This window comes from Methylocystis sp., from assembly GCF_050246715.1.
GTDB lineage: Bacteria > Pseudomonadota > Alphaproteobacteria > Rhizobiales > Beijerinckiaceae > Methylocystis.
This window is the reverse complement of the sequence record NZ_JBFWVN010000029.1, coordinates 15299-38856: the sequence shown is the minus strand read 5'-3', so window position 1 is coordinate 38856 and position 23558 is coordinate 15299. Positions and strand designations below refer to the sequence as shown.

The 23558-nt window shown below is 63.7% G+C and carries 20 protein-coding genes; 8 read left to right on the top strand and 12 right to left on the bottom strand.

The window, feature by feature from the left end; translation table 11 throughout:
* Window positions 1–34: 34 nt before the first annotated feature.
* The 3 genes from AB7I51_RS10680 to galK all read right to left on the bottom strand — a co-directional run bounded on the left by AB7I51_RS10680 (window position 35) and on the right by galK (window position 2752).
* Window positions 35–466, bottom strand: coding sequence for a CoA transferase subunit A (locus AB7I51_RS10680; RefSeq protein WP_428404277.1), 432 nt, complete (start codon window positions 464–466; stop codon window positions 35–37).
* 71 nt (window positions 467–537) lie between these two features.
* Entirely contained in the window at window positions 538–1581 is a 1044-nt protein-coding gene (locus tag AB7I51_RS10675) for a UDP-glucose--hexose-1-phosphate uridylyltransferase (RefSeq protein ID WP_428404278.1), read from the bottom strand.
* On the bottom strand, window positions 1565–2752 hold the full coding sequence (gene galK / locus AB7I51_RS10670; RefSeq protein ID WP_428404279.1) for a galactokinase: 1188 nt from the start codon (window positions 2750–2752) through the stop codon (window positions 1565–1567). The genes AB7I51_RS10675 and galK overlap by 17 nt, the downstream gene beginning before the upstream one ends.
* Before the next feature lie 83 nt (window positions 2753–2835).
* Between galK and AB7I51_RS10665 the strand changes: the two genes are divergently transcribed.
* The 3 genes from AB7I51_RS10665 to AB7I51_RS10655 all read left to right on the top strand — a co-directional run bounded on the left by AB7I51_RS10665 (window position 2836) and on the right by AB7I51_RS10655 (window position 5747).
* On the top strand, window positions 2836–4815 hold the full coding sequence (locus AB7I51_RS10665) for a beta-galactosidase (RefSeq protein WP_428404280.1): 1980 nt from the start codon (window positions 2836–2838) through the stop codon (window positions 4813–4815).
* A 176-nt stretch (window positions 4816–4991) separates the two neighbouring features.
* The gene (locus tag AB7I51_RS10660) at window positions 4992–5303 is read left to right on the top strand and encodes a DUF5132 domain-containing protein (protein ID WP_428404281.1); all 312 of its coding nucleotides are present in this window, start codon (window positions 4992–4994) and stop codon (window positions 5301–5303) included.
* A complete protein-coding gene (locus tag AB7I51_RS10655) occupies window positions 5304–5747 on the top strand; it encodes a hypothetical protein (RefSeq protein WP_428404282.1) in 444 nt (147 codons plus the stop codon). It abuts the gene before it with no gap.
* Between the two features lie 186 nt (window positions 5748–5933).
* Here AB7I51_RS10655 and metK read toward each other — a convergent pair whose 3' ends face one another.
* Both metK and AB7I51_RS10645 read right to left on the bottom strand, forming a co-directional pair.
* Complete coding sequence (gene metK, locus AB7I51_RS10650; protein ID WP_428404283.1) at window positions 5934–7115, bottom strand: methionine adenosyltransferase; 1182 nt, start codon at window positions 7113–7115, stop codon at window positions 5934–5936.
* Window positions 7105–10140: a cation-translocating P-type ATPase gene (locus AB7I51_RS10645; RefSeq protein ID WP_428404284.1), complete on the bottom strand. Its 3036-nt coding sequence runs from the start codon at window positions 10138–10140 to the stop codon at window positions 7105–7107. Before AB7I51_RS10645 ends, metK begins: the two co-directional genes overlap by 11 nt.
* Window positions 10141–10689: 549 nt before the next feature.
* On the opposite strand from AB7I51_RS10645, the gene AB7I51_RS10640 reads away from it, so the two are divergent.
* Window positions 10690–12492 carry a c-type cytochrome gene (locus AB7I51_RS10640; RefSeq protein ID WP_428404285.1) on the top strand — a complete coding sequence of 601 codons (1803 nt, stop codon included), beginning with the start codon at window positions 10690–10692 and terminating at the stop codon, window positions 12490–12492.
* 170 nt (window positions 12493–12662) lie between these two features.
* The gene (locus tag AB7I51_RS10635) at window positions 12663–13322 is read left to right on the top strand and encodes a GyrI-like domain-containing protein (RefSeq protein WP_428404286.1); all 660 of its coding nucleotides are present in this window, start codon (window positions 12663–12665) and stop codon (window positions 13320–13322) included.
* Between the two features lie 41 nt (window positions 13323–13363).
* Here AB7I51_RS10635 and AB7I51_RS10630 read toward each other — a convergent pair whose 3' ends face one another.
* Together AB7I51_RS10630 and AB7I51_RS10625 are read right to left on the bottom strand one after the other, a co-directional pair.
* On the bottom strand, window positions 13364–13792 hold the full coding sequence (locus AB7I51_RS10630) for a hypothetical protein (RefSeq protein ID WP_428404287.1): 429 nt from the start codon (window positions 13790–13792) through the stop codon (window positions 13364–13366).
* The gene (locus tag AB7I51_RS10625; protein WP_428404288.1) at window positions 13782–14153 is read right to left on the bottom strand and encodes a toxin-antitoxin system TumE family protein; all 372 of its coding nucleotides are present in this window, start codon (window positions 14151–14153) and stop codon (window positions 13782–13784) included. Before AB7I51_RS10625 ends, AB7I51_RS10630 begins: the two co-directional genes overlap by 11 nt.
* Window positions 14154–14266: 113 nt before the next feature.
* Between AB7I51_RS10625 and AB7I51_RS10620 the strand changes: the two genes are divergently transcribed.
* Genes AB7I51_RS10620 through AB7I51_RS10610 form a run of 3 tightly spaced genes read left to right on the top strand, consistent with a single transcriptional unit; the run spans window position 14267 to window position 19828 of the window.
* Complete coding sequence (locus AB7I51_RS10620; protein WP_428404289.1) at window positions 14267–15076, top strand: hypothetical protein; 810 nt, start codon at window positions 14267–14269, stop codon at window positions 15074–15076.
* On the top strand, window positions 15003–16535 hold the full coding sequence (locus AB7I51_RS10615; RefSeq protein ID WP_428406193.1) for a Y-family DNA polymerase: 1533 nt from the start codon (window positions 15003–15005) through the stop codon (window positions 16533–16535). The genes AB7I51_RS10620 and AB7I51_RS10615 overlap by 74 nt, the downstream gene beginning before the upstream one ends.
* Window positions 16532–19828 carry an error-prone DNA polymerase gene (locus tag AB7I51_RS10610; protein WP_428404290.1) on the top strand — a complete coding sequence of 1099 codons (3297 nt, stop codon included), beginning with the start codon at window positions 16532–16534 and terminating at the stop codon, window positions 19826–19828. Before AB7I51_RS10615 ends, AB7I51_RS10610 begins: the two co-directional genes overlap by 4 nt.
* A 61-nt stretch (window positions 19829–19889) precedes the next feature.
* On the opposite strand, the gene AB7I51_RS10605 is transcribed toward AB7I51_RS10610, so the two are convergent.
* The 5 genes from AB7I51_RS10605 to AB7I51_RS10585 all read right to left on the bottom strand — a co-directional run bounded on the left by AB7I51_RS10605 (window position 19890) and on the right by AB7I51_RS10585 (window position 23499).
* Window positions 19890–20219 carry a LapA family protein gene (locus AB7I51_RS10605; protein WP_428404291.1) on the bottom strand — a complete coding sequence of 110 codons (330 nt, stop codon included), beginning with the start codon at window positions 20217–20219 and terminating at the stop codon, window positions 19890–19892.
* 114 nt (window positions 20220–20333) lie between these two features.
* Window positions 20334–20624 carry an integration host factor subunit beta gene (gene ihfB / locus AB7I51_RS10600; RefSeq protein ID WP_409981305.1) on the bottom strand — a complete coding sequence of 97 codons (291 nt, stop codon included), beginning with the start codon at window positions 20622–20624 and terminating at the stop codon, window positions 20334–20336.
* Window positions 20625–20677: 53 nt separating this feature from the next.
* Window positions 20678–21649, bottom strand: a complete 972-nt coding sequence (gene sppA / locus AB7I51_RS10595) for a signal peptide peptidase SppA (RefSeq protein WP_428404292.1) — start codon at window positions 21647–21649, stop codon at window positions 20678–20680.
* An 83-nt stretch (window positions 21650–21732) separates the two neighbouring features.
* Entirely contained in the window at window positions 21733–22050 is a 318-nt protein-coding gene (gene cutA / locus AB7I51_RS10590; protein ID WP_428404293.1) for a divalent-cation tolerance protein CutA, read from the bottom strand.
* 6 nt (window positions 22051–22056) lie between these two features.
* Entirely contained in the window at window positions 22057–23499 is a 1443-nt protein-coding gene (locus AB7I51_RS10585; RefSeq protein WP_428404294.1) for a DegQ family serine endoprotease, read from the bottom strand.
* Between the last annotated feature and the right edge of the window lie 59 nt (window positions 23500–23558).

Below are 23558 nucleotides of genomic sequence, written 5' to 3'. Positions count from 1 at the left end.
ACGCAACGACGACGCCCAAAGCTCCAGCGTCGTTTCAATCGAAGCGCCCGCCATCACCACGCTCCCATGACGAATCATGGTGAGCCAGTGATTCAGAGTTCATAAAAATTCGCAACTGTAATGCTAGGCCGGCGCCGCCGGCGCGGATGCGTTCGGCGAGCGTGCCTTGCGGAATGAGTTCGACGTCGATGGCGCCGTCGCTCATCAGTCGCTGCGTCGTCGGATTGGTGCCGATATGCGAGGCGCGCACGCACGCCACGCATCCTGCTTCGATCATCCTGCCGACGCCGACCGTCGGATAGGCGGTGTCATTGCCGATAATGGTCAGTCCGCGCGCGCCGCGCGCAATCAGCGCATCGATCAGCCGAACGGGCGCGCCGACGCCCAGAAAGCCGCCGATCATGACGCTCGCGCCATCGAAAATAAGCGCTGCTGCGGCCTCGGCGGTGATCGCGCTTTTTCTCAATTCGCCGGTCCTCCCGCGAAGGGCGCTGCTCATCGACCTACTGCGCTATATGAGCAGCCGCGCGGCGCCGATCAATCGCGATCGAGATAATGGATGTCGGAAACCTCGCGCAGACGCGCCGCCGCCGTCTCCGGCGTGATGTCGCGCTGCGGCTCGCCAAGCATTTCGAACCCCACCATGAATTTGCGCACGCTCGCTGAGCGCAGCAGCGGCGGATAGAAATGGGCATGAAAATGCCAGCCGGAGTGGCGCGCGCCGTCGGTTGGACGCTGGTGAAATCCCATCGAATAGGGAAAGTCGGTCTCAAACAGATTGTCGTAGCGAATGGTCAGGCGCTTAAGGATGTCGGCGAGCGACCGCGTCTCTTCGTCGGTCAGATCATCGAAGGCGCCGACATGCCGTGTCGGCAGCACCATGGTTTCGAAGGGCCAGATCGCCCAGAACGGGACAAGCGCAACGAAATGATCGTTGCGGCAAATGATCCGCTCGGCGCGGCTGAGTTCGAGCGCCAGATAGTCGCAAAGCAGGCACGCGCCGTTCCGTTCGAGATAGGCGCCTTGCCGCGCCGATTCCTTGACGGGTTCGTTTGGAATGCTGTGCGTCGCCCAGATCTGACAGTGCGGATGCGGATTGCTCGCGCCCATCGCCGCGCCGCGATTTTCAAAGATTTGCACGTAATTGATCATGTCGTCGGTGCCGAAACGCGTGGTTTCCTCGCGCCAGGCGTCGACGACGGGAACGATCTCTTCAACGCTCATGCGCGGCAAGGTCAGATCATGACGCGGCGAAAAGCACAGCACGCGGCAGCGACCGGGCTCTTCTTCGGCGACAAACAGTCCGTCTTGTACAAAATCTAGCGCTGACGCCTGCGGCGTGAGCGCGGCAAAGTCATTGTCGAAGGCGAAAACGCCGCTGTAGGCAGGATTTCGCGCGCCATTCGCCCGTTCGTTGCCGGGACAGAGATAACAGGACGGATCATATCGGGGTCGGCCCGCGTCGCGGACCTTTTCGATTTGTCCCTGCCAGGGGCGGCTCGTGCGATGCGGCGAGACGAGCACCCATTCGCCGGTGAGCTGATTGAGCCGGCGATGCGAGGCGCTATCGAGCAGCGACATGCGCCGCTCCTATCAGGTCGGCCGGGCCCGCGCCAGGACCGGGAACGCAGGTGAGGATCGGCGGCGTAACGTTCGTCGCCGATCGGTATCTTTCAGCCATGGTATGCGCGAAAGCTTCGGCGCGCGCGCCATCGACAAGATTGATGGTGCAGCCGCCAAACCCGCCGCCCATCATCCGCGCGCCATAGACTCCCGGAATGTCGCGCGCGATATCGACCATGAGGTCGAGTTCGCCGCAGCTTACCTGATAGTCCTCGCGCAGGCTGTCATGCGAAAGATTCATCAGGCGGCCGCATTCCTCGAGGTCTCCCGCGTCGAGCGCCGCGGCGGCGCGCAGCGTTCGATCAATCTCGCCGACGACATGACGGGCACGGCGAAATACGAGTTCCGGCATCGAATCGGCGTATCGCATCAATTGGTCGAAGGTCACGTCACGCAACGCCGCTATGCCGGCGATCCGCGTCGACAGCGCCGCGACCGCGCGCTCGCAGTCCTCGCGACGCAAATTATATTCATCGCTCGCGAGCTGGTGGCGCACCATGGTGTCGCACAGCACAAGCCGCGCTTTCGGATCGATCGCAACTTTCCGCGCAGTGAGGCTGCGGCAGTCGAGCAGCAGCGCGCTCCCTGCGATTGCACAGCACGATATATATTGATCCATGATGCCGCAGCGAACGCCGACGAATTGATTTTCGGCGCGCTGACAAATCCTGGCGAGTTCGACTCTGTCGACCTTTGCGCCACAGATCGTCAAGAGCGCAAAGCCCGCCGAGACTTCGAAGGCGGCGGAGGCCGAAAGTCCTGCGCCGATCGGCAGATTGCCGTCGAAAGCGAGATCGGCGCCGCAAAGCCTGTACCCGGCCCGCTCAAGAAAGATCGCGACGCCGCGAATATAATCGCTCCAGTCGCCACGCGATTGAGCGGCCGAATCGTCGAGATCAAATTCGACGATATCGTCCATGATTAGCGAGCGTAGGCGCAGGCGACGGTCGGGCCGTGGCGCGATCGCGGTCCATATCGAAAGGTCAAGCGCCGCCGGCATGACGAAGCCGTCATTGTAGTCGACATGTTCGCCAATCAGATTGATGCGGCCGGGCGCCCGAAACAGGCGCGGCTCGCGCCCGAAGCTTTGACGGAAGGCGGCGATCAGATCTCGCTCGATCGATTCCATTCCACCACCGTCCCGTTGTCATCAAACCGTCAAAGCGACGCCGCATCGAACGCGGGATAGGGAAATCAAATGACCGTCTGCGCATGACACGTCAACGTCTTGGCGTTTGCTACTATCCCGAACATTGGCCGGAGTCACGCTGGCGCGAAGACGCCGAGCTAATGAAGGAGATCGGCCTCTCCTTTGTCCGCATCGGCGAATTCGCCTGGTCGCGGCTGGAGCCGCGCGACGGCGACTATCGATTTGAATGGCTGGGCCGCGCCATCGATGCGCTTGATCGCGCCGGCCTCAAAATCGTGCTTGGAACGCCGACCGCGACGCCGCCCAAATGGCTTTTTGACAAGATGCCGGACATGGCCGCGCTCGACGCCGACGGCCGGCCGCGCAAATTCGGTTCACGCCGGCATTATTGTTTCAGCCATGACGGCTATGCTCAGGAATGCGACCGCATCGTCGAACGTTTGGCGCAAATTTTCGGCGCGCATCCCGCCATCGCCGCGTGGCAGACCGACAATGAATATGGCTGCCACGACACTGTGCTGAGCTATTCGCAATCGGCGCTGCGGGCGTTTCGCCACTGGCTGAAAGCCAAATATCGCCGCATCGAAACGCTGAACGAAGCCTGGGGCAACGTCTTCTGGTCGATGGACTATCGAAGCTTCGACGAAATCGAGCTTCCCAATCTGACCGTCACCGAGGCCAACCCCTCGCATCTGATGGATTTCCAGCGTTTCTCGTCGTATCAGATCGTCGCCTTCAATCGCCGACAGGTCGAGATCATCAGACGCCATGCGCCGGGCGCGACGATAATCCATAATTTCATGGGATCGTTCGTCGACTTCGATCATTACGCGCTTTCAGATGACCTCGATGTCGCCGCGTGGGACAGCTACCCGCTCGGCTTTCTCGAGCGCTCGTCGTATGGCGATGACTTCAAGCTGCGCTACGCCAGGGTCGGCGATCCCGACTTTCAGGCCTTTCATCACGACCTCTACCGCGCCTGCGGCCGCGGCAGGTGGCAAGTAATGGAGCAGCAGCCCGGACCGGTGAATTGGGCGCCGTGGAATCCCGCCCCGGCAGAGGGCGCGGTGCGGCTCTGGACTTATGAGGCCTTCGCCGCCGGCGCCGAGGCCGTGAGCTATTTCCGCTGGCGTCAGGCGCCTTTCGCGCAGGAGCAGATGCATGAAGCGCTGTTGCTGCCGAACGGCGAGCCGAATGAAGGCTTTCATGTCGCCGCGCGCGTTTCAAGAGAACTCGAAATGCTCGATGCGCGCGTCGAAACATGTCGCGCGCCGGTCGCGCTGCTCTTCGATTATGAAAGCGCCTGGGCGTGGCGCATCGAACCGCAAGGTCAGAACTTCGCCTATTTCGACCTCGTGCTGTCGATTTACCGAGGGCTGCGGCGCGCCGGTCTTTCCGTCGACGTGGTTGCGCCGGCCCCAGCGTCCGTCGCCGAGCGCCGGCTGATCGTCGCGCCTGCGCTCTTTGCGCCATCCGAGGATTTCGCGCAGGCGCTAGCTGAAAGCGGCGCGACGATCCTGCTTGGTCCGCGCGCCGGATCGAAGACCGCCGACTTTCAGATTCCCGCCGATTTGCCGCCGGGAGTCCTGCGACGCCTCATCGACATTCGCGTCAGACGAGTCGAAAGCCTTCGTCCCGGCGCGTCGGTCAAGGTAGCTGGCGACGGCGCGTTCCTGCGCTGGCGCGAATTATTGCTGCTCGGGGAGAGCGTTGAGCGCGAACTCCGATCGGACGATGGCGAGACGGCGCTCGCGCGAAGCGGCAACGTCTTTTATCTTTCAGGCTGGCCCGACGATGATTTGCTGGCGAACGTCCTGCGTCGCGTTTTCGATGTCGCGCGACTGTCGACGCTTGATCTTCCCGAAGATATCCGCATCCGCGACAATGGCGCGATGCGCTACGTCTTCAACTATGGGTCCAAGCCAACGGATATTTCGGCGCTGATTGGCGACGAGGCGCTGCTGCTCGGCGAGCGCATTCTCGAACCCTGCGGAGTCGCCGCCTTCAGGCGCGGCGATTTCCGGATGGCTACAAAGGCATGACAAAGATGCATCATGTCGAGCTATAGCTTTATGACGGCGTTAAACGCTGTTCGCACCTTTTCGCAGACGGGTCGAGTATTGCATAATGGACGTGACGTTTCGCGCTTCGGCTTCGTGGGACGATGCGTGGCGCGGTTCGGACCGGAGGCGCGGTGATGAAACCTTTTGGATTTGCATTGGGCCTACTCACAGGCGCCGCCGCCGTTTTGCTCGTCAACCGTCAGGGAACGCAGCGCGTGCGTCCGGTCGCCAAAGCGGCGATGAAAGCGGCGCTAATGGCCTATCACGAGGCGCGCGTGCAAGGCGCCGAACTCGCCGAAGCCGCGGAAGATCTCTTCGCCGAAGCGAAGGCGGAAGCCGCCGCCGATATTTTCGCGGCGGCGATGGCCGAAGCCCAGGCGAAAGCCAAGCGCGAAGCGAAGCCCGAAGCGACCTCCAAATCCGAGACCGAAACCCCGGCGTCGCGCGCCGGCGGCGAGAGCGCATAGATGAGCGACGCATCCTTGCCATTGGCGCTAGTGGCTCACGCCATGCCGGGGCGCGCGCGGCTGCGGATCGCCGACCGTCGCGGCGACGCCGCCTACTTCGCTTCAGTCTCCAAGGCCCTTTCGGCGATCGCCGGGGTTCGCGCCGTCGAAACGGCGCCGATGACCGGCAGCATTCTCATACAGCATAGCGGTCCCTTGGCGCGCATCGGCGTCGCCGCGCAGGAGGCGCAGCTCTTTGTCGTCGGCGAAGCGCCAGCGGCGCCGCGCGAGACGACGGAATTCTCGATCAATCCACAGGTCGTCGCCGCGCTCGCGCTCTTAGCCGCGGCGCTTTGGCAAATGTCGAGAGAGCGCTTCTTCCCGCCGGCGATCACGCTGCTTTGGTATGCGAGCCGGCTCGGCGGAGTCTGGTCGCTCGACGGCGATGGCGACAATGGCGATTAGCAAGGGAATCGGGTGACGGATGGTTTTCCTCACCCTCATCCTGAGGAGCCGCCGCAGGCGGCGTCTCGAAGGACGAGGGTGAGGAAAAATACGCGATAACGGGCTTCCTCGTCCTTCGAGACGCGTGCTGCGCACGCTCCTCAGGATGAGGAAGCCCTTCACCCCATAGGCCGGTGGCGAGTAAGCCTAACTCTTGAGCGCCTCGGCGACGTCGATCGCCTCCCAAGGAAGATCGAGATCGGCGCGGCCGAAATGGCCATAGGTCGCGAGCGGCAGATAAAAGCCATTCGCGCCGGCTGTTTGCGGCGCCATGCGCAAGCCAAAGCGGCGGACGATTGCTGCAGGTCGGAAATCCAGCAGTTGCGCCACCCGGCCGGCGAGCTTGTCGTCTGCGAGTCGACCGGAGCTGAAGGTCTCGACCGAGAGGCTGAGCGGCTCGGCCTGCCCCGCCGCATAAGCCAAATGAACTTCGCAGCGCTCGGCGAGGCCCGCCGCGACGATGTTCTTCGCTGCATGCCGCGCCGCGTAAGCGCCGGCGCGTTCGATGCGCGAAGGGTCCTTGCCGGACAGCGCCGAACCGCTCTGGCGCGCGAATTCGCCATAGGAGTCGATGCCGCTCTTGCGCCCCGTCAGACCGGCGTGACGCGCCGGTCCGCCGATGTCGAACGGCTCCCCGGCGTTGATTTGAAATTTCGTCTGAGCGTCAGGCTTCATCTCGCCGGCCGCAAGGGCTTCGAGCGCGATCGCGCGCAAATCTTCGAATCTGCCATCGTCCGCCGGCGCGCCGTCAAAGGCGACAGTCAGCGACACGCCATGAATCCGCGTCGGGCGATCGCCACGATATTCCACCGACACTTGCGTCTTGGCGTCGGGCGAGAGCGAGGAAAATCCGTCGCGACGCGCGGCGTCCAGCGCCCGCGCGACGCTATGCGCGAGACTGATCGGCGCCGGCATGAATTCGGGCGTATCGCGGCAGGCATAGCCGAAAACATTGGCTTGCTCATGCGCCACGCGCCGGCCGATCGCCGCGTCATCTTCGAGCGACTCAAGCGGCGGCTCGCGCGCCTCGAGCGGCAGTTCGACAAAGCTCGTCAGGATCGAGCAATTGCGCGCGTCAAAGCTCCCCGCGGCATAGCCGGCGTCTTGCATCACCGTGCGCGCCAGCGCCGGCAAATCGACGAGCGCGTCGGCGGCGTAGCGCGCCGCGAGAAAGACGACGCCAGTCGCGAGCGCACATTCTACGGTGGCGCGCGCACGCTCGTCTTCGCGCAGCAATGCGTCAATCGCGGCGTCGCTGATCTGATCGCAGAGCTTGTCGGGATGCCCGGGCGTCACCGACTCGGACGTGAAGATCATGTCATGAGACATGGCTTTCTCCGCTGGCGCGCCACGGCGCCTGTTCGCGATCCGCGATTCTGCCGATGATATCGTTGGCGAGCGAACTGCCGAGAGCGATTGCGCCGATCCGCATGATGTCGCCCGCGCCGAGCGGCGACAGGCCGAGAAGGCGCCGGGTTAGCGGAAAAAGCTGCGCGCCAAGCTGCAATAGCAAGGTCGCGCCGACGCCGCCGTAGAGCATTGCATTCGGCGGTCTGCCGACCTCGGCGGTCAAGCCCTGCCGCTCGGTTCGGCAGGACAGGCTGTGGAGCAGCTGCGCGCAAGTAATGCCGTGAAAGGCGACGGCGCTGGCGCGCGCCTCGCCGGCGCCTGCGCCAACGCTGAAATAGCCCAAGAGCGCGGCGACGCCCATCACCGATCCCTCTCGAAGAATCTGCCGGAAATCCGACGTGGCGAGGATCGGCGCTTTCGGATCATGCGGCGGCTTGTCAAGAACGTCAGGCTCCGGCGGCTCGAGTCCCAAGGCAATCGCCGGCAGCGCGTCGGTCGCGAGATTAAGCCAAAGCAACTGCATCGGCGTCAGCGCCTCGCGGCCGACAAGCGCGGCGCCGAGCATGGCGATGGTCTCGGACGCATTGGTCGAAACGAGATAGCGCAGCACTTTGCGGATATTCGCGTAAGTGGCGCGGCCGAGCCTGATCGCCTCGACAATGCCGTCCATGTCGTTGGCGGCGAGCACGATGTCGGCGACCTGGCGGGCGACGTCGGCGCCTTCTCCGCCCATGGCGATGCCGACATCGGCAGCCCGCAAGGCGGGGCCGTCATTGATCCCGTCACCGGTCATCGCGACGATATGACCATGCGCTTGCAGCGCCTTGACAATGTTGAGCTTGTCGACGGGGCTGACGCGCGCGAAGACATGCGGCTGTCGCGCCAGCGCTTCCAGCGTCTCGGGGTGCATTTTCGCCATCTGGCCGGCTTCGAGCACGCGCAACTCGCCGCCGTCATTAAGATCAAGTCGCCGCGCAATCGCGAAAGCCGTCGCGCTCTGGTCGCCGGTGATCATCACCGTGCGCACGCCGGCGCGGTGCAACTGTTTGAGCGCCGGGGCGACGCTGGCCCGAACCGGATTCGCCATGCCGGCGAGGCCGAGCCATGTGAGCTCCCGTTCGTCGCGGGGATCGCCGCCGGCTTCGCCGACCGCGACGCCAAGGACGCGCAGCGCGTCGCCGGCCATGCGCTCATTGGCCTTGAGGATCGAGCGGCGCGCCGCGTCATCGAGCGGCGCGGCGCCATCGGCGGTCCTGCACATATCGCAGCGCGCGAGCACCTCGACCGGATCGCCCTTGACGCAGAGAATGCGCGCGCCGTCAGTCGCTTCGTGGAGCGTGCTCATGCGCTTGCGGCCTTCGCCGCGCGCCACGGAAGTCACTTTGGAGGCAGACTGGCGCAACGCGACGGGATCGACCCCCATCGCCACGCCAGCTTCGATCAGCGCGGTTTCCGTCGGCGTGCCGTCGATTTCCCAACCGCTTGCCGCTGACCATACGCCGGCGTCGCTGCAAAGCGTCGCCACTTCAAAGAGACGTCGCGCGATGGCGATCGTTCTGTCGGACGCATCGTCGCCGTCCTGCAGGAGGCGGCCGTGTCGCAACTCGAAAGCTTCGCCATCGGTGTGAACGCTGACCGTCGCCATGTGATTTTCGGTCAGCGTGCCGGTCTTATCGAGACCGATCGCTTCAACCGCCCCGAGCGTCTCGACGGCGTCGATCTTGCGCACCAGCACCTTGCGTTTGCGCATGTCCTGCACGCCCAGAGCGAGCGTGGTGGTCGCGACCGCCGGCAGCCCCTCAGGAATTGCGGCCACAGCAAGCGAGATCGCGCTGCGCAAAGTGGGAATGAGTCCATGGCCACGCAGCAGGCCGAAAGCGAAGACGCTGGCGCAAATCAGGCCGTTGACGATGACGAGTTCGCGCTCGACCTCGCCCAGTTCACGCTGTATCGGCGTCGGGGGCGGCCGCAGCGCGCCGAGCAATCGTTGCACACGGCCGATCTCCGTCTGCGCCCCGATCGCGGTGACGATCGCCATGCCCGATCCGCCGGTCGCCGCCGTTCCACGAAACACCATGTTGCGACGATCCGAAACGCCAGTTTCCGGCGACAGAACCAGGTCTTCGTCTTTGGGCGCCGGTTGAGCCTCACCAGTGAGCGGCGATTCATTGACCGTCAGATCATCGCTGGCGATCAGGCGCGCGTCGGCCGGAACGAATGCGCCGCGCTCGATCAGCAACAGGTCGCCCGGCGCGAGATCACGCGAGTCGATCGTCAGGCGCGCGCCGTCTCGAATGACGACGGCGTCCGACGGCTCCTCGGCGGCAAGGCTCAAAATTGTGCGATCCGCCTGACGCTCGGTGGCCGTCGCGATGCCGGCGTTGACCAGCACCACGGCGGCGATCATCACCGCATCGGCGATTCCGCCGGTCGCCAGCGACACCGCCGCCGACGCAGCGAGCAAAGCGACGGGCAGGGTGGCCATCTGCTCGGCAAAAATGCTCGCGGCCGAGCGCGGCTCCTCGCGACGCAGTTCGTTGCGCCCGCATCTCTCCAATCTTGCGTCCGCTTCCTCTTTCGTTAAGCCGCAAGCGGCGTCCGTCTCCAATCGCGCCGCGAGCGCTTCGATCGTCTCGGCATGAGCGGCAAGCTCGGGAGTTTGCGAAGCTTCGCCCGCGTTGAGCGCGGGCCCTTCAGCGATCGCCGATTCAAGCGCCTGGATCAGCCGCGCGCTTGTCATCGGCGGCCGAAATTCTACGAGAGTCGAACCGGTCAATTCGCTTATGCGAACCCGGAGAACGCCGGGAAGGCACCGAAATCGCTCCTCGACGGACCGCGCCAGAGGCGCGCGGCCGCGCAGCCCCAGATGGCGCATGCGCACCCTGCCGGCGCAAGCGTCGTGAATAAGCTCGGCGTCGAATTGCGCGCAAGCCTCGACGCCGAAGCGACGCGATTTTATGGGAGCGTTATTTCCGTCCGTCCCGGCGAGGATCATCGAGCACATTATCTGGCGCGCATCGAAGCCCGTTTTTCACGACCATTCGATGACATCGATGCGTTGCGGAATCGCTTAACGCGCGAGCCGCGCGACGCGCCTTGCGATATTTAAGTTTCACCCTAACAGCGCAAAGGACAGACGCAACCAGCTGTAACCTGTGTCGCGTCCAAACAGGGCGCGTCCAAAGGGCGCGCCTTTCTGCGCTGATCGCTACGAATCGCGGCGCGTGGCGCCGCTTGGCGGAACCTTAACGAGCCGCCGGCGTTTCCCGGCGAACGGCTCGTCAGGCGCATGTGGCGACTTGCCACATATGACGACATCCCATCATTTTTGCGCCGCCGCTGTCGCTTGAAAGATCGAAGACGACGGCGGTCGTCAAGAAATTCACGCAGACCCGTCTCGGCAATCAGCTCAAAAGCGCGTATTTTTCCGCGGCCCCTTTCTCTGCGGTCCCGTCAGAGTCGCGAAATAGAGAAACATGTCGAGAAGCGCCGAAACGACGCCAATGCCGAAACAACCGCCCGAATTTGCAAAATGGCCACGGCGACATCTCTAATGCGGGCCTTTTCGCGCATTTCGCTTGCCGCATGCTTGACGCTGGCGATGCGCGCCGGTTTGGACGCGCCGGCGTTGGCGCAGACGACGCCCGCCGACGGCGAGTGGCGCGCCGAACAGGCAAAGCGCCTGAAGGCGTTCGACGCCTATATCAGCCGCAAGCCGATCGCCTATCGATGGTTTGCGGATTTTCCGTTTGCCCGCAATGACGGCGTCCCGTTCATCATCTTGAAGCTGTTGCCGAAGCTCGCGCCGGAAGAATGGGGAAGCGCGAATAATTTTCTCGATGTCGTCGGCCTCTTCGTCGACGAACGCGACCCGTCCTACCCCATCGCGCGCGGCTTCGGCTGGTCGGGGTTGGCGCGCAAGGATCCAAACGGCGGCGTCGATTACGCCGCGATGAGTTGCGGCGCATGTCACATCGGCCGCGTGCGGCTCGACGACGGCAGTCTGCGTTATCTCGACGGCGGCGTGAACGCGCAGTTCAATCTCGTTCAATATCGCGTCAGAGTGATGAACACGATCAAGAAGATCACCGCCGGGGCCGCGACGCTCGAGGAAAAAGTCGAACACGCGACTCAGGCGATCCTCTCGACGCTCGACATCATCCATGTTCAAGACAAGAATTTCTTTTACAGGAATTACGCCTTCGCCGGCCGCCGGTTCGACGTCGCCTATGAGGCGCGGCAGATCGAACTCTTCAAACAGGACGCCGCCGCGATCGTCGGCAAATATCTCGCCCGAGCCGGACTGGAATTCTTCTCGCTGCTTGATCTCATCTACAAGAACTACCGAGGCGTCGAGGAGCAGATGACGCAAGGCTTCGGCGGAATGGCCGATATGGCCGGCGTCAGCGCGTCGATGGCTTATATCGCCGCCGAAGTGCGCGGCGAAAGTCCCGACCCGAAGACATATCTGCCGCCGACGCCGGGACTCGCCGATATCATGGCCGTATGGGAGCAGAGTAAGCGCCTGCCGCACTGGTCCGCGGATCATGCGCAGCTTGTCGACGGCGGCGGGCAATGGACCGGCGACATTCCGATTCCGATCTTCAGTAGCCTCGCCGCCGAATTGACGCTGGAGCCCGGGCCCGACATCGACATTCGTGTCGCCGCCTTCAGCGAGGATTTGCTGCGCGATCTGCCGGCGCCTGCCTATCCCTTTCCCGTCGATCTTACGCTTGCGAAAAAGGGCGCGGCGCTCTTTGAAGAGAATTGCGCCGCATGTCATCGACCGCATAACGGCAAGGTCTATGATCTGAGCGCCGATCTCAGCCGCGCGCGCGCGGTCAGCGCTACGATTGCCAAAATCGTCCGCGACAGCTTCACAAAAATTTGTCCGCCGCCGAAAGTCATCGAAATGCCGCCCTCGGGCGATCGAATCGCGCCCTGCGCCAAATTCGACGGCGTGTCGCTCGACAACCGCGCCGACCTCTCGATGGCCGATCCCAGGACTCATGAAGGTTATAACGCGCTGCCGCTCGGCGGCGTCTGGGCGCAGGCGCCCTATCTGCACAATGGCTCAGTGCCGACGCTCTATCATCTTCTCGTTCCGCGCGAGCGCCCGGCTGTCTTCGTGAAAGGCAGGCTCGACTATGACAAGAAACTCGTCGGCTTCTCCTGGGAGCCGGCGCAGACGCTCTCGCGCGAGGAAGGCTATCGTTTCGACACGGCGTCCTTTCCGGCGCTCTCCAACAAGGGACATGACAAGGATGTCGTCGAGGATGGCAAGAGTTTGAAGCTCGACTGGTCGAACGACGTCGAAGGCGCCATGGCGATCGTCGAATATTTGAAGACGAAGTGACACGGATTCCAGCTGATCCGCTTGCTTCAACCACGTCATTCCGGGCAGGCCGTAGGCCTGACCGGGAATCCAGAGCCAATCCAACAATGCTGGTTTGCTCTGGATTCCCGATCGCTTCGCTTGAAGGGAAGCGTCGGGAATGACACCCGAGCGGTTCAGACGGATTTTGTATGAGCGTGAAAGGCGATATGGACAAGATCGATTTCAAGAAGAAGCTTGCAACGCTCTACAGCGCGCCGACCGGCGAGTTTGCGACCGTCGACGCGCAGATCCTGCAGTTCGTCAAGATCGATGGGATGGGCGATCCAAATCGCGCGCCAGCCTATAAGCGCGCCATCGAATGGCTGTATTCAGTTAGCTACGCGATCAAATTCGCCGCGAAAGCGAAGTTGCTGAAAGATTATGTCGTCCCGCCTCTCGAAGGGCTTTGGTGGGCCGACAATCCCGACGATTTCATCAAGCGGCGGAAACATCTGTGGCGATGGACGATGATGATCCTGGCGCCGGATTTCATCGACCGATCCATCTATGAGGCCGCCCTGGCGAAATCATGCGGCAAACTGGGCGAACCGCCGCCATCGCTGCGCCTTGAGCCGTTGAACGAAGGACGATGCCTGCAGACGCTGCACATCGGCGGCTATGACGACGAAGGCCCGACGCTCGCCCGGCTTCACAATGAGATCATGCCCGCCAAAGGCGTCACTTTCGCGGGGCCGCATCACGAAATCTACTTAAGCGACGCGCGCCGGACGGCGCCGGAAAAGCTCAAGACGATCCTGCGGCAGCCGGTCAAGAGCGCCGGCGAGACGAAGATCATTTCACGCGCTTGATCGAAGGGCGTCGGCCTATGCCCGCGCGCTATCGCGCCCGATCACACCTGCGCCGGCTGCTTCACCGACACTGTGCTGTTCGCGCCGGCAAGATCAAGATCGAGCGTTACGCGGCGCGCGATCAAGCGAGGCGCGCGCATCCGGCCCGCGCCTTTCTCGAAAGATACGATGCCCGCCGCCTGAAGCCGCTTGAGGGTTCGCGACAAATTCGATTCCTTACGGTTGACCAATTGCGCCAGCTCTCTCACGGAACTCACATTTCCTTTCGCGATCACCTGGAGCAGCGCCAGATTCTCCGCGGATAGGAGTTTCACCATGGCCTCCGCGGACACTTTGGCCGCCAGGGACTTCTCGGCGGTCGCCTCGGAGTCGAACCATTTTTTTGGAGACTCGCCAGCCTTCGACGGTTCGGCCACGACCTTCTTGGTCCATTGCATGAATTCGCCGATCGAGCCCGTCTTATAGGTCATTGGGTATTTTCCTTTCCGCCATCTCCCGCTTCACCTCTTTCCAGAAGTCCTCGAGGAGTTGGGCCGCGGTCGTGAACTTATAGGGGCGGCCGGGGTCGCCTGCCCTGCGATGCCAATGATCATAGGCGCGCGGCGCCTTCACATATTTGCCGCCCCGCCGCTCAACCGCATGGGCGTTGTCGAAACGCACATAGGGCTCTCCGTCCAACGGCCGGAACACAAAGGCGTAGCTCAGTCCGTGCGGCCGCTCCTTCGTGGCTTCGGTGCGCCGCGCCATGAACTCGACCACATAGCCCTCGGCGGCTTCAAAGCGCGCGCCGTCCAGAGACAGCAACGCCTCGATCTCGAATTCATCAAGCACAAATATATCCTATCGTCATATAATAAGCCACTTCCTTCAAACGACGTTAGCCGGCCCCGCCTTGACTCTCCCATACCAGGAGTCATTATAGGAACATAACAGGAACACACGAGATGACCCATCCGCTGGCCTCCCTGCGGAAAAGCCTGGCTTGCGCCTATCCGGCCGCGGCGTCCGAGACGATCGCGCTCGGCGCGCCCGCCCTCGATCGGCGTCTTGGCGGGGGCATTCTTCGCGCTGCGCTGCATGAGGCCTATGCCGGGACCGCCGCCGACGCCCCGGCGGCGACGGGCTTCGCCCTGGCGCTCGCCAGGCGCGCAATGGCGGAGGTGCGCGACAAGCCGCTGCTCTGGATCAGGCAGGAAGCGCTGACCGCCGAAGCCGGCGTGCCCTATCCGCCGGGCCTCGCCGACATCGGCGTCGACCCCGCCGCCGTCGCCTTCATTCGCGTGCGCGACGCCAAAGAGGCGCTGCAGGCGGGCGCGGAGGCCGGGCGCTGCGCAACTGTGGGCGCGACGCTGATCGAACTCTTCGGCGCAGCGCGCGCCTATGACCTCACCGCGAGCCGGCGCCTCGCTCTGGCGGCCGCCGCCGCCGGCGCGCCGATCTTCATCGTCCGCGCCGGCTCCGTCCCGGCGCCGAGCGCCGCCGCGAGCCGCTGGCTTGTGCGGGCGCTCCCGTCCCGCCCGCGCCCGGCGAATGCGCCGGGGTCTGCGGCCTTTGCGATTTTTCTGCTGCGCCGGCGCGGCGGCGCGGCAGGGCAAGAGCAGCATGCGTGGCGTGTGGAGTGGAGTCGTGACCGTGGCGCCTTCAAGGACAGAACATTCGACGCACCGTCGTTATCTCGCGCTGTGGCTTCCTTTCCTGTCGGCGGAGCGACTGGCGAAGTCGCGCCGCAGACGGCCGGACGCAAATTCGGATGATTCGCCGCTCGTCCTCGTCAAAAAAGAGCGCAGCGCGCTGCGCGTCGACGCGCTCGATCGAAAGGCGGTCGCGCTCGGCCTGACGCCGGGCATGACGCTCGCCGACGCCAAAGCGCGCGCGCCCCATCTCTCAGTCGCCCAGGCCGACGCCGAGGCGGACGAGCGGCTGATGCTGCGGCTTGCCGCCTTTTGCGAACAATTCACGCCGCTCGTCGCGCTCGATCCGCCTTGCGGCCTTGCACTGGACATCACCGGCTGCGCGCATCTTTTCGGCGGCGACGCGGCGATGCGGACCAGCGTCCTGCAGGCGATGGCGCATCTCTCCCTCACCGGCCGCGCCGCCGTCGCCGGGACGCCCGACGCCGCGCGCGCCTTGGCGCGTTTTGGCGAGACGGCCGTCGCGCCTCCCGGCGAAGATGAAATATTCGCCCGCCCGCTCTCCATCGCCGCGCTCGAAGCGCCAAGAGAAACAAGCATTGCGCTGACGCGCGTGGGACTTACGACATTGGGCGATCTCGCCGATCGCTCCAGCGCCGCGCCGACGGCGCGTTTTGGCGCCGAGACGATGCGGCGGCTGACGCGCATTCTGGGACGCGAAGACGCGCGCCTCACACCCTTGCGGCCCTTGCCGGACTGCATGGTCGAGCGGCGCTTCGCCGAGCCCTTTCTCGATCTTTCCGCGATAGAACATGTTCTGCGTCCGCTGATCGCGGAAGCGATGGGCCTTCTCGAAAAACGCGGCGAGGGCGGCCGCGCTTTTGAAGCGCGCTTCTTTCGCGCCGACGGCGCCGTCCGAGCGCTCTATTTCGAAACCGGCGCGCCCTCGCGCAATGTCGAGGCGCTGCTGCGGCTCTTTCGCCTGAAGGCCGATGCGCTCGCCGATCCGCTCGATCCGGGCTACGGCTTCGACGTCATCCGCTTTTGCGTCCTCAACGTCGAAACCCTGGGGCAAAGCCAGATCGGCTTCGAGCGGCGGGACGCGCCGGAGAGCGACTTCGCCGATCTCGTCGATCGTCTCGCGGCGCGTTTCGGCCGCGAACGCGTGCTGCGCTTTGCGGCGCATGAGACGCATGATCCCATCCGCGCCGCCGCCTATGTTCGCACCGCGTCTCCTTCTTCCTCGCCCGATTCCTGGCCGAAGCCTGCGCCGGGCGAGCCGCCCTTGCGGCCGCTGTTTCTGTTCGATCCGCCGCAGCCCATCGAAACCATGGCTGAGACGCCGGACGGTCCGCCGATACATTTCAAATGGCGCCGCCTGCGCCATTTGATCGCCCGCGCCGAAGGGCCGGAACGCATCGCGCCAGAATGGTGGCGCGACACGGTCGGGCGGGAGAGGCGAACCCGCGACTATTATCGGCTGGAGGATCGCGACGGCCATCGCTTCTGGGTGTTTCGCGAAGGCCTTTATGAAAGCGAGGCCGCCGCGCCACGCTGGTTCCTGCATGGGCTCTTCGCATGAGCGCGGCTTTCGCCGAACTCGTCACGGCGACCAATTTCTCCTTCCTGCGCGGCGCGTCGCATCCGTCAGACATGGCGCTGACGGCGCTGCTGCGCGGCCAGAACGGCATTGGAATCGCCGACCGCAACAGCGTCGCGGGCGTCGTGCGCGCCTATGCGGCGCTCAAGGAGCTGCGCGAAAAATTGCGCGATCCGCCGACCGGCAACGACGCGACGCTCGCACAGCTCGACGCAGAATATATCGAATCCTTCAAGCTCGTCGTCGGCGCGCGGCTCGTCTTCGCTGACGAGACGCCGGACGTCGTCGTCTATCCGCAAAACCGCAACGGCTGGGGAAGACTCACGCGGCTGCTGACGACAGGAAATCTGCGCGCCAGAAAAGGCCAATGCCATCTTTATGTCGATGATCTCGCGCAAGCCGCACGCGACCTGCTGCTGATCGTCATACCGTCGCGCAATCTGGCGCGCCTGCCGTCGACGCTCGCGCGTCTCAATGATTCCGCGCAAGGCGACGTCTGGCTCGGCGCGACCATGCCGCGGCGCGGCGACGACAGGCGGCGCCTTGCAAGACTGAAAGAAATCGCCGCGCGAACCCAGACGCCCTTGCTTGCGACGAATGACGCGCTTTACGCCGATCCCGGCCAGCGCGATCTGCAAGACGTCATGACCTGCATTCGCGAAGGCGTGACGCTCGCGCAGGCTGGGCGTCGGCTGGAGGTGAACGCCGAACGCCATTTGAAGGCGCCCGACGAAATGGCGCGTCTTTTTACCGATGCGCCGGAGGCGATCGAGGAGACGCAATGTTTTCTGGCGCGCGTCGATTTTTCGCTCGATCAATTGACATATGAATATCCCGACGAGCCTGTGCCGCCCGGGCGCAATCCCCAGGAATGGCTTGAGGAGCTAACCTGGCGCCACGCGGCGATGCGCTATCCGCAAAGCGTCCCGGAAAGGGTCGAGAAGCTCCTGCACGAGGAGCTGGCGCTCATCAAGACGCTCGACTATGCGCGCTATTTTCTCACCATTCACGACATCGTGCGGATCGCCGAAGACAAGGGGATTCTTTGTCAGGGGCGCGGCTCCGCCGCCAATTCCGCGGTCTGCTACGTGCTCGGCGTCACCTGCGTCGATCCGGCGGAAAGCGATCTGCTCTTCGCCAGATTCATCTCGCAGGAGCGCAAGGAGCCGCCCGACATCGACGTCGATTTCGAACATGAGCGGCGCGAGGAGATCATCCAGCATATTTACGAAAAATACGGCCGCGAACGCGCGGGACTGGTCGCCACCGTCATCAGCTACCGGCCGCGCAGCGCCATTCGCGAAGTCGGCAAGGTCTTCGGACTGACCGAGGACGTGACCGCCGCGCTCGCCGGCATGCAATGGGGCAGTTGGGGCTCCGACATTCCGCAGGCTTACATCCGCCAGACCGGGCTTGATCCTGAAAATCCCGTCATCCGCCGCGCCATTCATTTCGCTAAACGGCTGCTCGGCTTTCCGCGTCACCTCTCGCAGCATGTCGGCGGCTTCGTTCTCGCGCGCGGGCGGCTCGACGAGCTGACGCCGATCGCCAACGCCGCGATGCCTGAGCGTACCTTCATCGAATGGGACAAGGACGACATCGACGCGCTCGGCCTGATGAAGGTCGACGTGCTGGCGCTCGGCATGCTCACCTGCATTAGAAAATGTTTCGATTATTTGCGCGCCCATGAAGGAAAGGACATGGGCCTCGCCGACGTGCCGGCCGACGATAAAGCGACCTACGACATGCTGTGCCGGGGCGATTCGATCGGCGTCTTTCAGGTCGAGAGCCGCGCGCAAATGAATATGCTGCCGCGCCTGAAGCCGCGCGAATTCTACGATCTCGTCATTCAGGTGGCGATCGTGCGGCCGGGACCGATCCAGGGCAATATGGTGCATCCCTATCTGCGCCGCCGTTCGGGAAGCGAGCCGGTGACCTATCCTTCGCCCGCGCCGGAGCATGGGCCGGCGGACGAATTACGCAAGGTGCTCGAAAAGACCAAGGGCGTGCCGCTCTTTCAGGAGCAGGCGATGAAACTCGCCATGGTCGCGGCGAAATTCTCCGACGTCGAAGCCAATCGTCTGCGCCGCGCCATGGCGACCTTTCGCAATGTCGGCACGATCCATCAATTCGAATCAATGATGGTCGAGCGCATGGCGGCGCGCGGCTACGACCGCGAATTCGCGCAAAGCTGTTTCGAACAGATCAAGGGTTTCGGCTCTTATGGCTTTCCCGAAAGCCACGCGGCGTCCTTCGCCAAGCTCGTCTATATTTCCTCCTGGATCAAATGCCATCATCCGGCGATCTTCGCCTGCGCGCTGCTCAATTCGCAGCCGATGGGCTTTTACGCGCCGGCGCAGATCGTGCGCGACGCGCGCGAACATGGCGTCGACGTGCGCGCCGTCGACGTGAATTTCAGCGAATGGGACAACCGGCTGGAGCGCGCGCAAGATGGCGCTCTCGCGCTGCGTCTCGGCTTTCGCCAGGCTGACGGCGTGCATGAGAGCGAAGGAAAGCGCATCGCCGAAGCGCGGACGAAACCCTATGACAGCGTCGAAGACCTTGCGCGGCGGGCGGCGCTCAACGCCGCGACGATGCGCGCGCTCGCCGACGCCGACGCTTTCCGCTCTCTGCAAAGCGACCGCCGCGACGCGCTCTGGGCCGTGCGGCGCCTGCCGGACGCGAAGCCGCTGCCGCTCTTTGCCGCCGCGGATGCGCGCGAACTCGCCAAGGAAGAGGACCCGCTGCTGCCGCCGATGTCGCTTGGCGAACATGTCGCGGCCGATTACCAGACGCTGCGGCTGTCGTTGAAGGCGCATCCGATGGCGGTGCTGCGGCCGATTTTCGCGCGCGAGCGCATCAGGACCTGCGCGGAAACGAATGCGCTTGCCGACGGCGCATGGGCGCGCGCGGCGGGCGTCGTGCTGGTGCGTCAGCGGCCGGGACAGGGCAACGCCATTTTCGTGACGCTCGAAGACGAAACCGGCATTCTCAACATCGTCATCTGGGCGCGGCTCTTCGAGCGCTACCGCCGCGAAACGATGGCGTCACGACTCATGCTGGTGGAAGGAAGGGTGCAGAAAAGCCCGGAGAATGTCATGCATCTGATGGCGCAGCGGATCATCGACCGCAGCCAGGACCTTAGTAGGCTATCAGAGGCGCATCATCCGGACATCGTCCTGTCGCGCGCCGACGAATTTAATCATCCGCCGCATCCACGCGGCGGACATCCGCGCAACGTTAGAATCCTGCCGAAATCACGGGACTTCCATTAAGGCGACGCCATGGAATAACAGAATCGGTCGCGGGAGCTTCGGCGAGCCTGGAGGCTCGCATTCAGCGCTTATCGGCCGGCACGCTCGTCAGCGCCTGCTGGCGCAGTTTTTCAATTTCGACGCGCGTCTTGCGCGCCTCGGCCCGCGCGACCTTGGCGGCGCGGCGCACCGGTAAATGCCCAACCCAGGAAGAGACTCCACCGGCGAGCACGCCGACCGCCATGGACGCCAGAACGACAAGGAAGATCGGCGCCTCGAAAGAGGGGCCGGAGCCGTCATTCGTCTCAAAGGGATCGAGGCCGATGCGCACCGATCCGCGATTGGCCATGGCGAAAAACAGAATGACGAGCGCCAGCGGCACGAAAATGATGACGCGCAGGATGGACTTCATGACATCTTCCTCTTGCCGGGCGCCGCGCAACACGCGGGGCAGCCGCAACTCACAGCCGCCGCACGCCACTGCCGCGCGTCCCGAGATCGAGAGGACGCAGCCGCCTTGATCGCCTCAGCCCTGATAGTCTTCGTTGAGGCGCTCACGCATCTCTTTACCCGTCTTGAAAAACGGCACGCTCTTTTCCTGAACCGAGACCTGGGCGCCGGTGCGCGGATTGCGTCCTGTGCGCGCGTCCCGCTTCTTGACCGAAAAAGCCCCAAAGCCCCGCAATTCGACGCGATCGCCGCGCGCCAACGCGCTGGTGATCTCGTCGAGAATCGTGCTGACGATGGTCTCGACATCGCGCTGATAGAGATGGCCGTTTCGCCGCGCGATACGCTGAATGAGTTCCGACTTTATCATGAGCCGATCCAATAGCTTGGCGTCGAAAAAGCTGATCCGCGACGCCCCCCGAGTCAGTTTGCGGCGGAATGCTGCCAAATCGCCAAAAGGCCGTCAAGCTCGCTGGTACGTTCGAGCAGGATTGTTTTTTCTAAAAAATCAGCGATCGACGCCAATCCGGCGACGCGCGCGATTCCGGCTGCGCTCTCAATAAGCCCAAGCCGCTCAAGACTGGTTTTTTTCTTCCATTCGCGCACAGGCAAATCCTTCGCGACGCCCTTGTTGGCGACAAGCCAGTCGATCGCCTCGCGCTGACCGCCGATGAGATCGACAAGCTTGAGAGGCACGCCTTGGCGCGCAGTGAATATGCGACCGTCGGATACTTTCGCGAGCTGCGCATCGTCGAGATTGCGCCGCTGCTGCACAAGGCCTTTGAACCAGGCGTAAGAATCGGCGACAAGGCTCGCCACAGCCTCCCGCGCGGCCGGACTCGTAGGCTCGAGCCCGTTCGGCGCGGCCTTGAGCGGCGACGATTTGATCGTCTCGACCTCGACGCCCCAATTGTTCAAGAGCTTCGAGACATTGGGGTATTGAAACAGCACGCCGATCGATCCGACAAGCGAATTGCCCCGCGCGACGATCGTATCCGCCGCAAGCGCGGCGATATAGGCGCCGGAAGCGGCCACCGTGCCGACGACGGCGACGACCGGCTTCTTTTCGGCGACCCGCCGTAGCTCATCATAGAGTCGCTCGGACCCGGTCGTCGTTCCGCCGGGGCTTTCAATCTCCAGCAGCAACGCCTTGGCCTGCTTCGACGCGCCGATCTTTTTGATCAGCTCGACCGTATCGTCGTCGCCGACGATCATGCCCTGCAGCTCGAGGCGGGCGATATGCGGCGTGAGCTTATTGGCCGAGTCGGCGCCGCCGAGCCGAACTAACGCGACGAGGCCGGCGACGCCCAAGGCGCCAAGGGCGGCAAGGCGCCACCAGCCGAGCTTCCGGCGAAGCCTGCGGCGGTCAATCAGATAGTCCGTGTGAGTCGACATCAAACGTCCGGGTTGGCTGCGGCGCGCGGCGCGCCATTGCGCAGGAAGGTAATTGCGCGCTGAGCGATTTGGAAGACGCCGGCCTATCGGCGCGTGGCTTCGATCGCCCAGGCGAGATAATCTGGGTTCGCTTCGGTCACGTCGACGCGCAGGATTTCCGGTGTCTCATAGCTGTGCTGGCGGCGGACCAGTTCGGCCAGCGCGCCATAGTCCTCGCCGCGCGCTTTCATGTGCAGCAAAAATTCGGGCTCTTCGCGCATTTCGCCCTTCCAGACATAGCAGCTTCGAATGGGATGTATCTGAACGCAAGCGGCAAGTTTGGCCGAGAGCGCGGCGCGGGCGAGCGCGCGCGCCTCGTCCTCGTCGTCGACGGTCGTCACCAGGATCGCGAGTCCGCTCATGCTTCCTCAGCCGCCGACCACGGTGGTGAACACCTGGCCGCCCCGCGCCAGCGTGATTTTCCAATAATAGGAGCGTCCCGCCGTGGCCTTCTCCAAATCACGCGTCGTCTCGATCTTTTGATCATTGATGACGAGTATGACGTCGCCGCGCTGCAGATTGAGCTGTTGCGCGAAAGTGCCTTCGTCTATCTCGGATACGACCACCCCTTTGGTCGTTCCCTGGACGGACATTTCTTCGATGACCGCGGGCGAAATATTGACGACCGTCGCGCCGGCGAAGGGCGACGCGCCCTTGATCTTCACCGCGTCGCGCGGCGGCGTTTCGGGCGCCGGCGTGAGACGGATTTGCGCCGTGATCTTCTTGCCGCCGCGCAGCACGCCGAGCGTCGCCTGTCCGCCGAGCGGCTTGGTCGCCAGCCGATAACCGACCGCCTCTGGGTCGTCGGCGGTTTGGCCGTCGACCGAGACGATCACGTCGCCGCGTTTCAGGCCGGCTTCGGACGATGGGCCTTTCGGGTCGACGTCGGCCAGCAACGCGCCAGTTGGACGATCGAGCCCGAGACCGTCGGCGATCTCTTGCGAAAGCGCTTGCAGGGTCGCGCCCATCCAGGCGCGCCGCACCTGTTTGCCGCCGCCCTTCGCCGCAGCGATCACGCTCTTGACCATATTGGCGGGGATCGCGAAGCCGATGCCGACCGACCCGCCGGACTTGGAAAAAATCGCTGAATTGATTCCGACGAGGCGCCCGTTCATGTCGACGAGCGGGCCGCCCGAATTGCCGGGATTGATCGCGGCGTCGGTCTGGATGAAGAAGCCATAGTCCGAAATGCCGACATGGGTGCGCGCCAGCGCCGAAATGATGCCCTGAGTCACCGTCTGGCCGACGCCGAATGGATTGCCGATCGCCAGCGTCAGATCGCCGACTTCGAGCGCGTCGGAATCGCCAAGCTCCATGGTTGGAAAATTGGCGCCTTCGGTCAGCTTGAGCACGGCGAGATCGGTGCGCGGATCGCGCAGCAGAATCTTTGCGGGGATTTCGCGCTTGTCGGCCAGCGCCACTTTCACGTCGGTCATCCCCTCGATGACGTGATTATTGGTCACGACAAGACCGGTCTGATCGACGATTACGCCAGAGCCCAGCGACTGCGACATGTTGCGGCCAGGCATGCCGCCGCCCCCGCCAAAGAAGCGCTGGAAGACCGGATCATCGAACAGCGGATTTGCCGGCATGCGCTCGACGCGCGAGGCGAAGACATTGACGACGGCCGGTTGCGCCTTCTTGACGATCGGCGCGAAGGATAAAGCGATTTCGGCGCGGCTTCCCGGAACCACGCGCTCTTGCGCGGGCTGCGCCAGCGCCGGCCGCAGATGCGCGCCCTCGACAAAAGGCGCGAGGCCTGCGACGCAGACGAGCGCTGAGAAAAAAATCTGACGCAAAGATAGGCGCATCGGCCGCTCCCATGAGTCGCTAAGGCGTTTATAGCCTGAATCGCGACAGCGATAAGGAC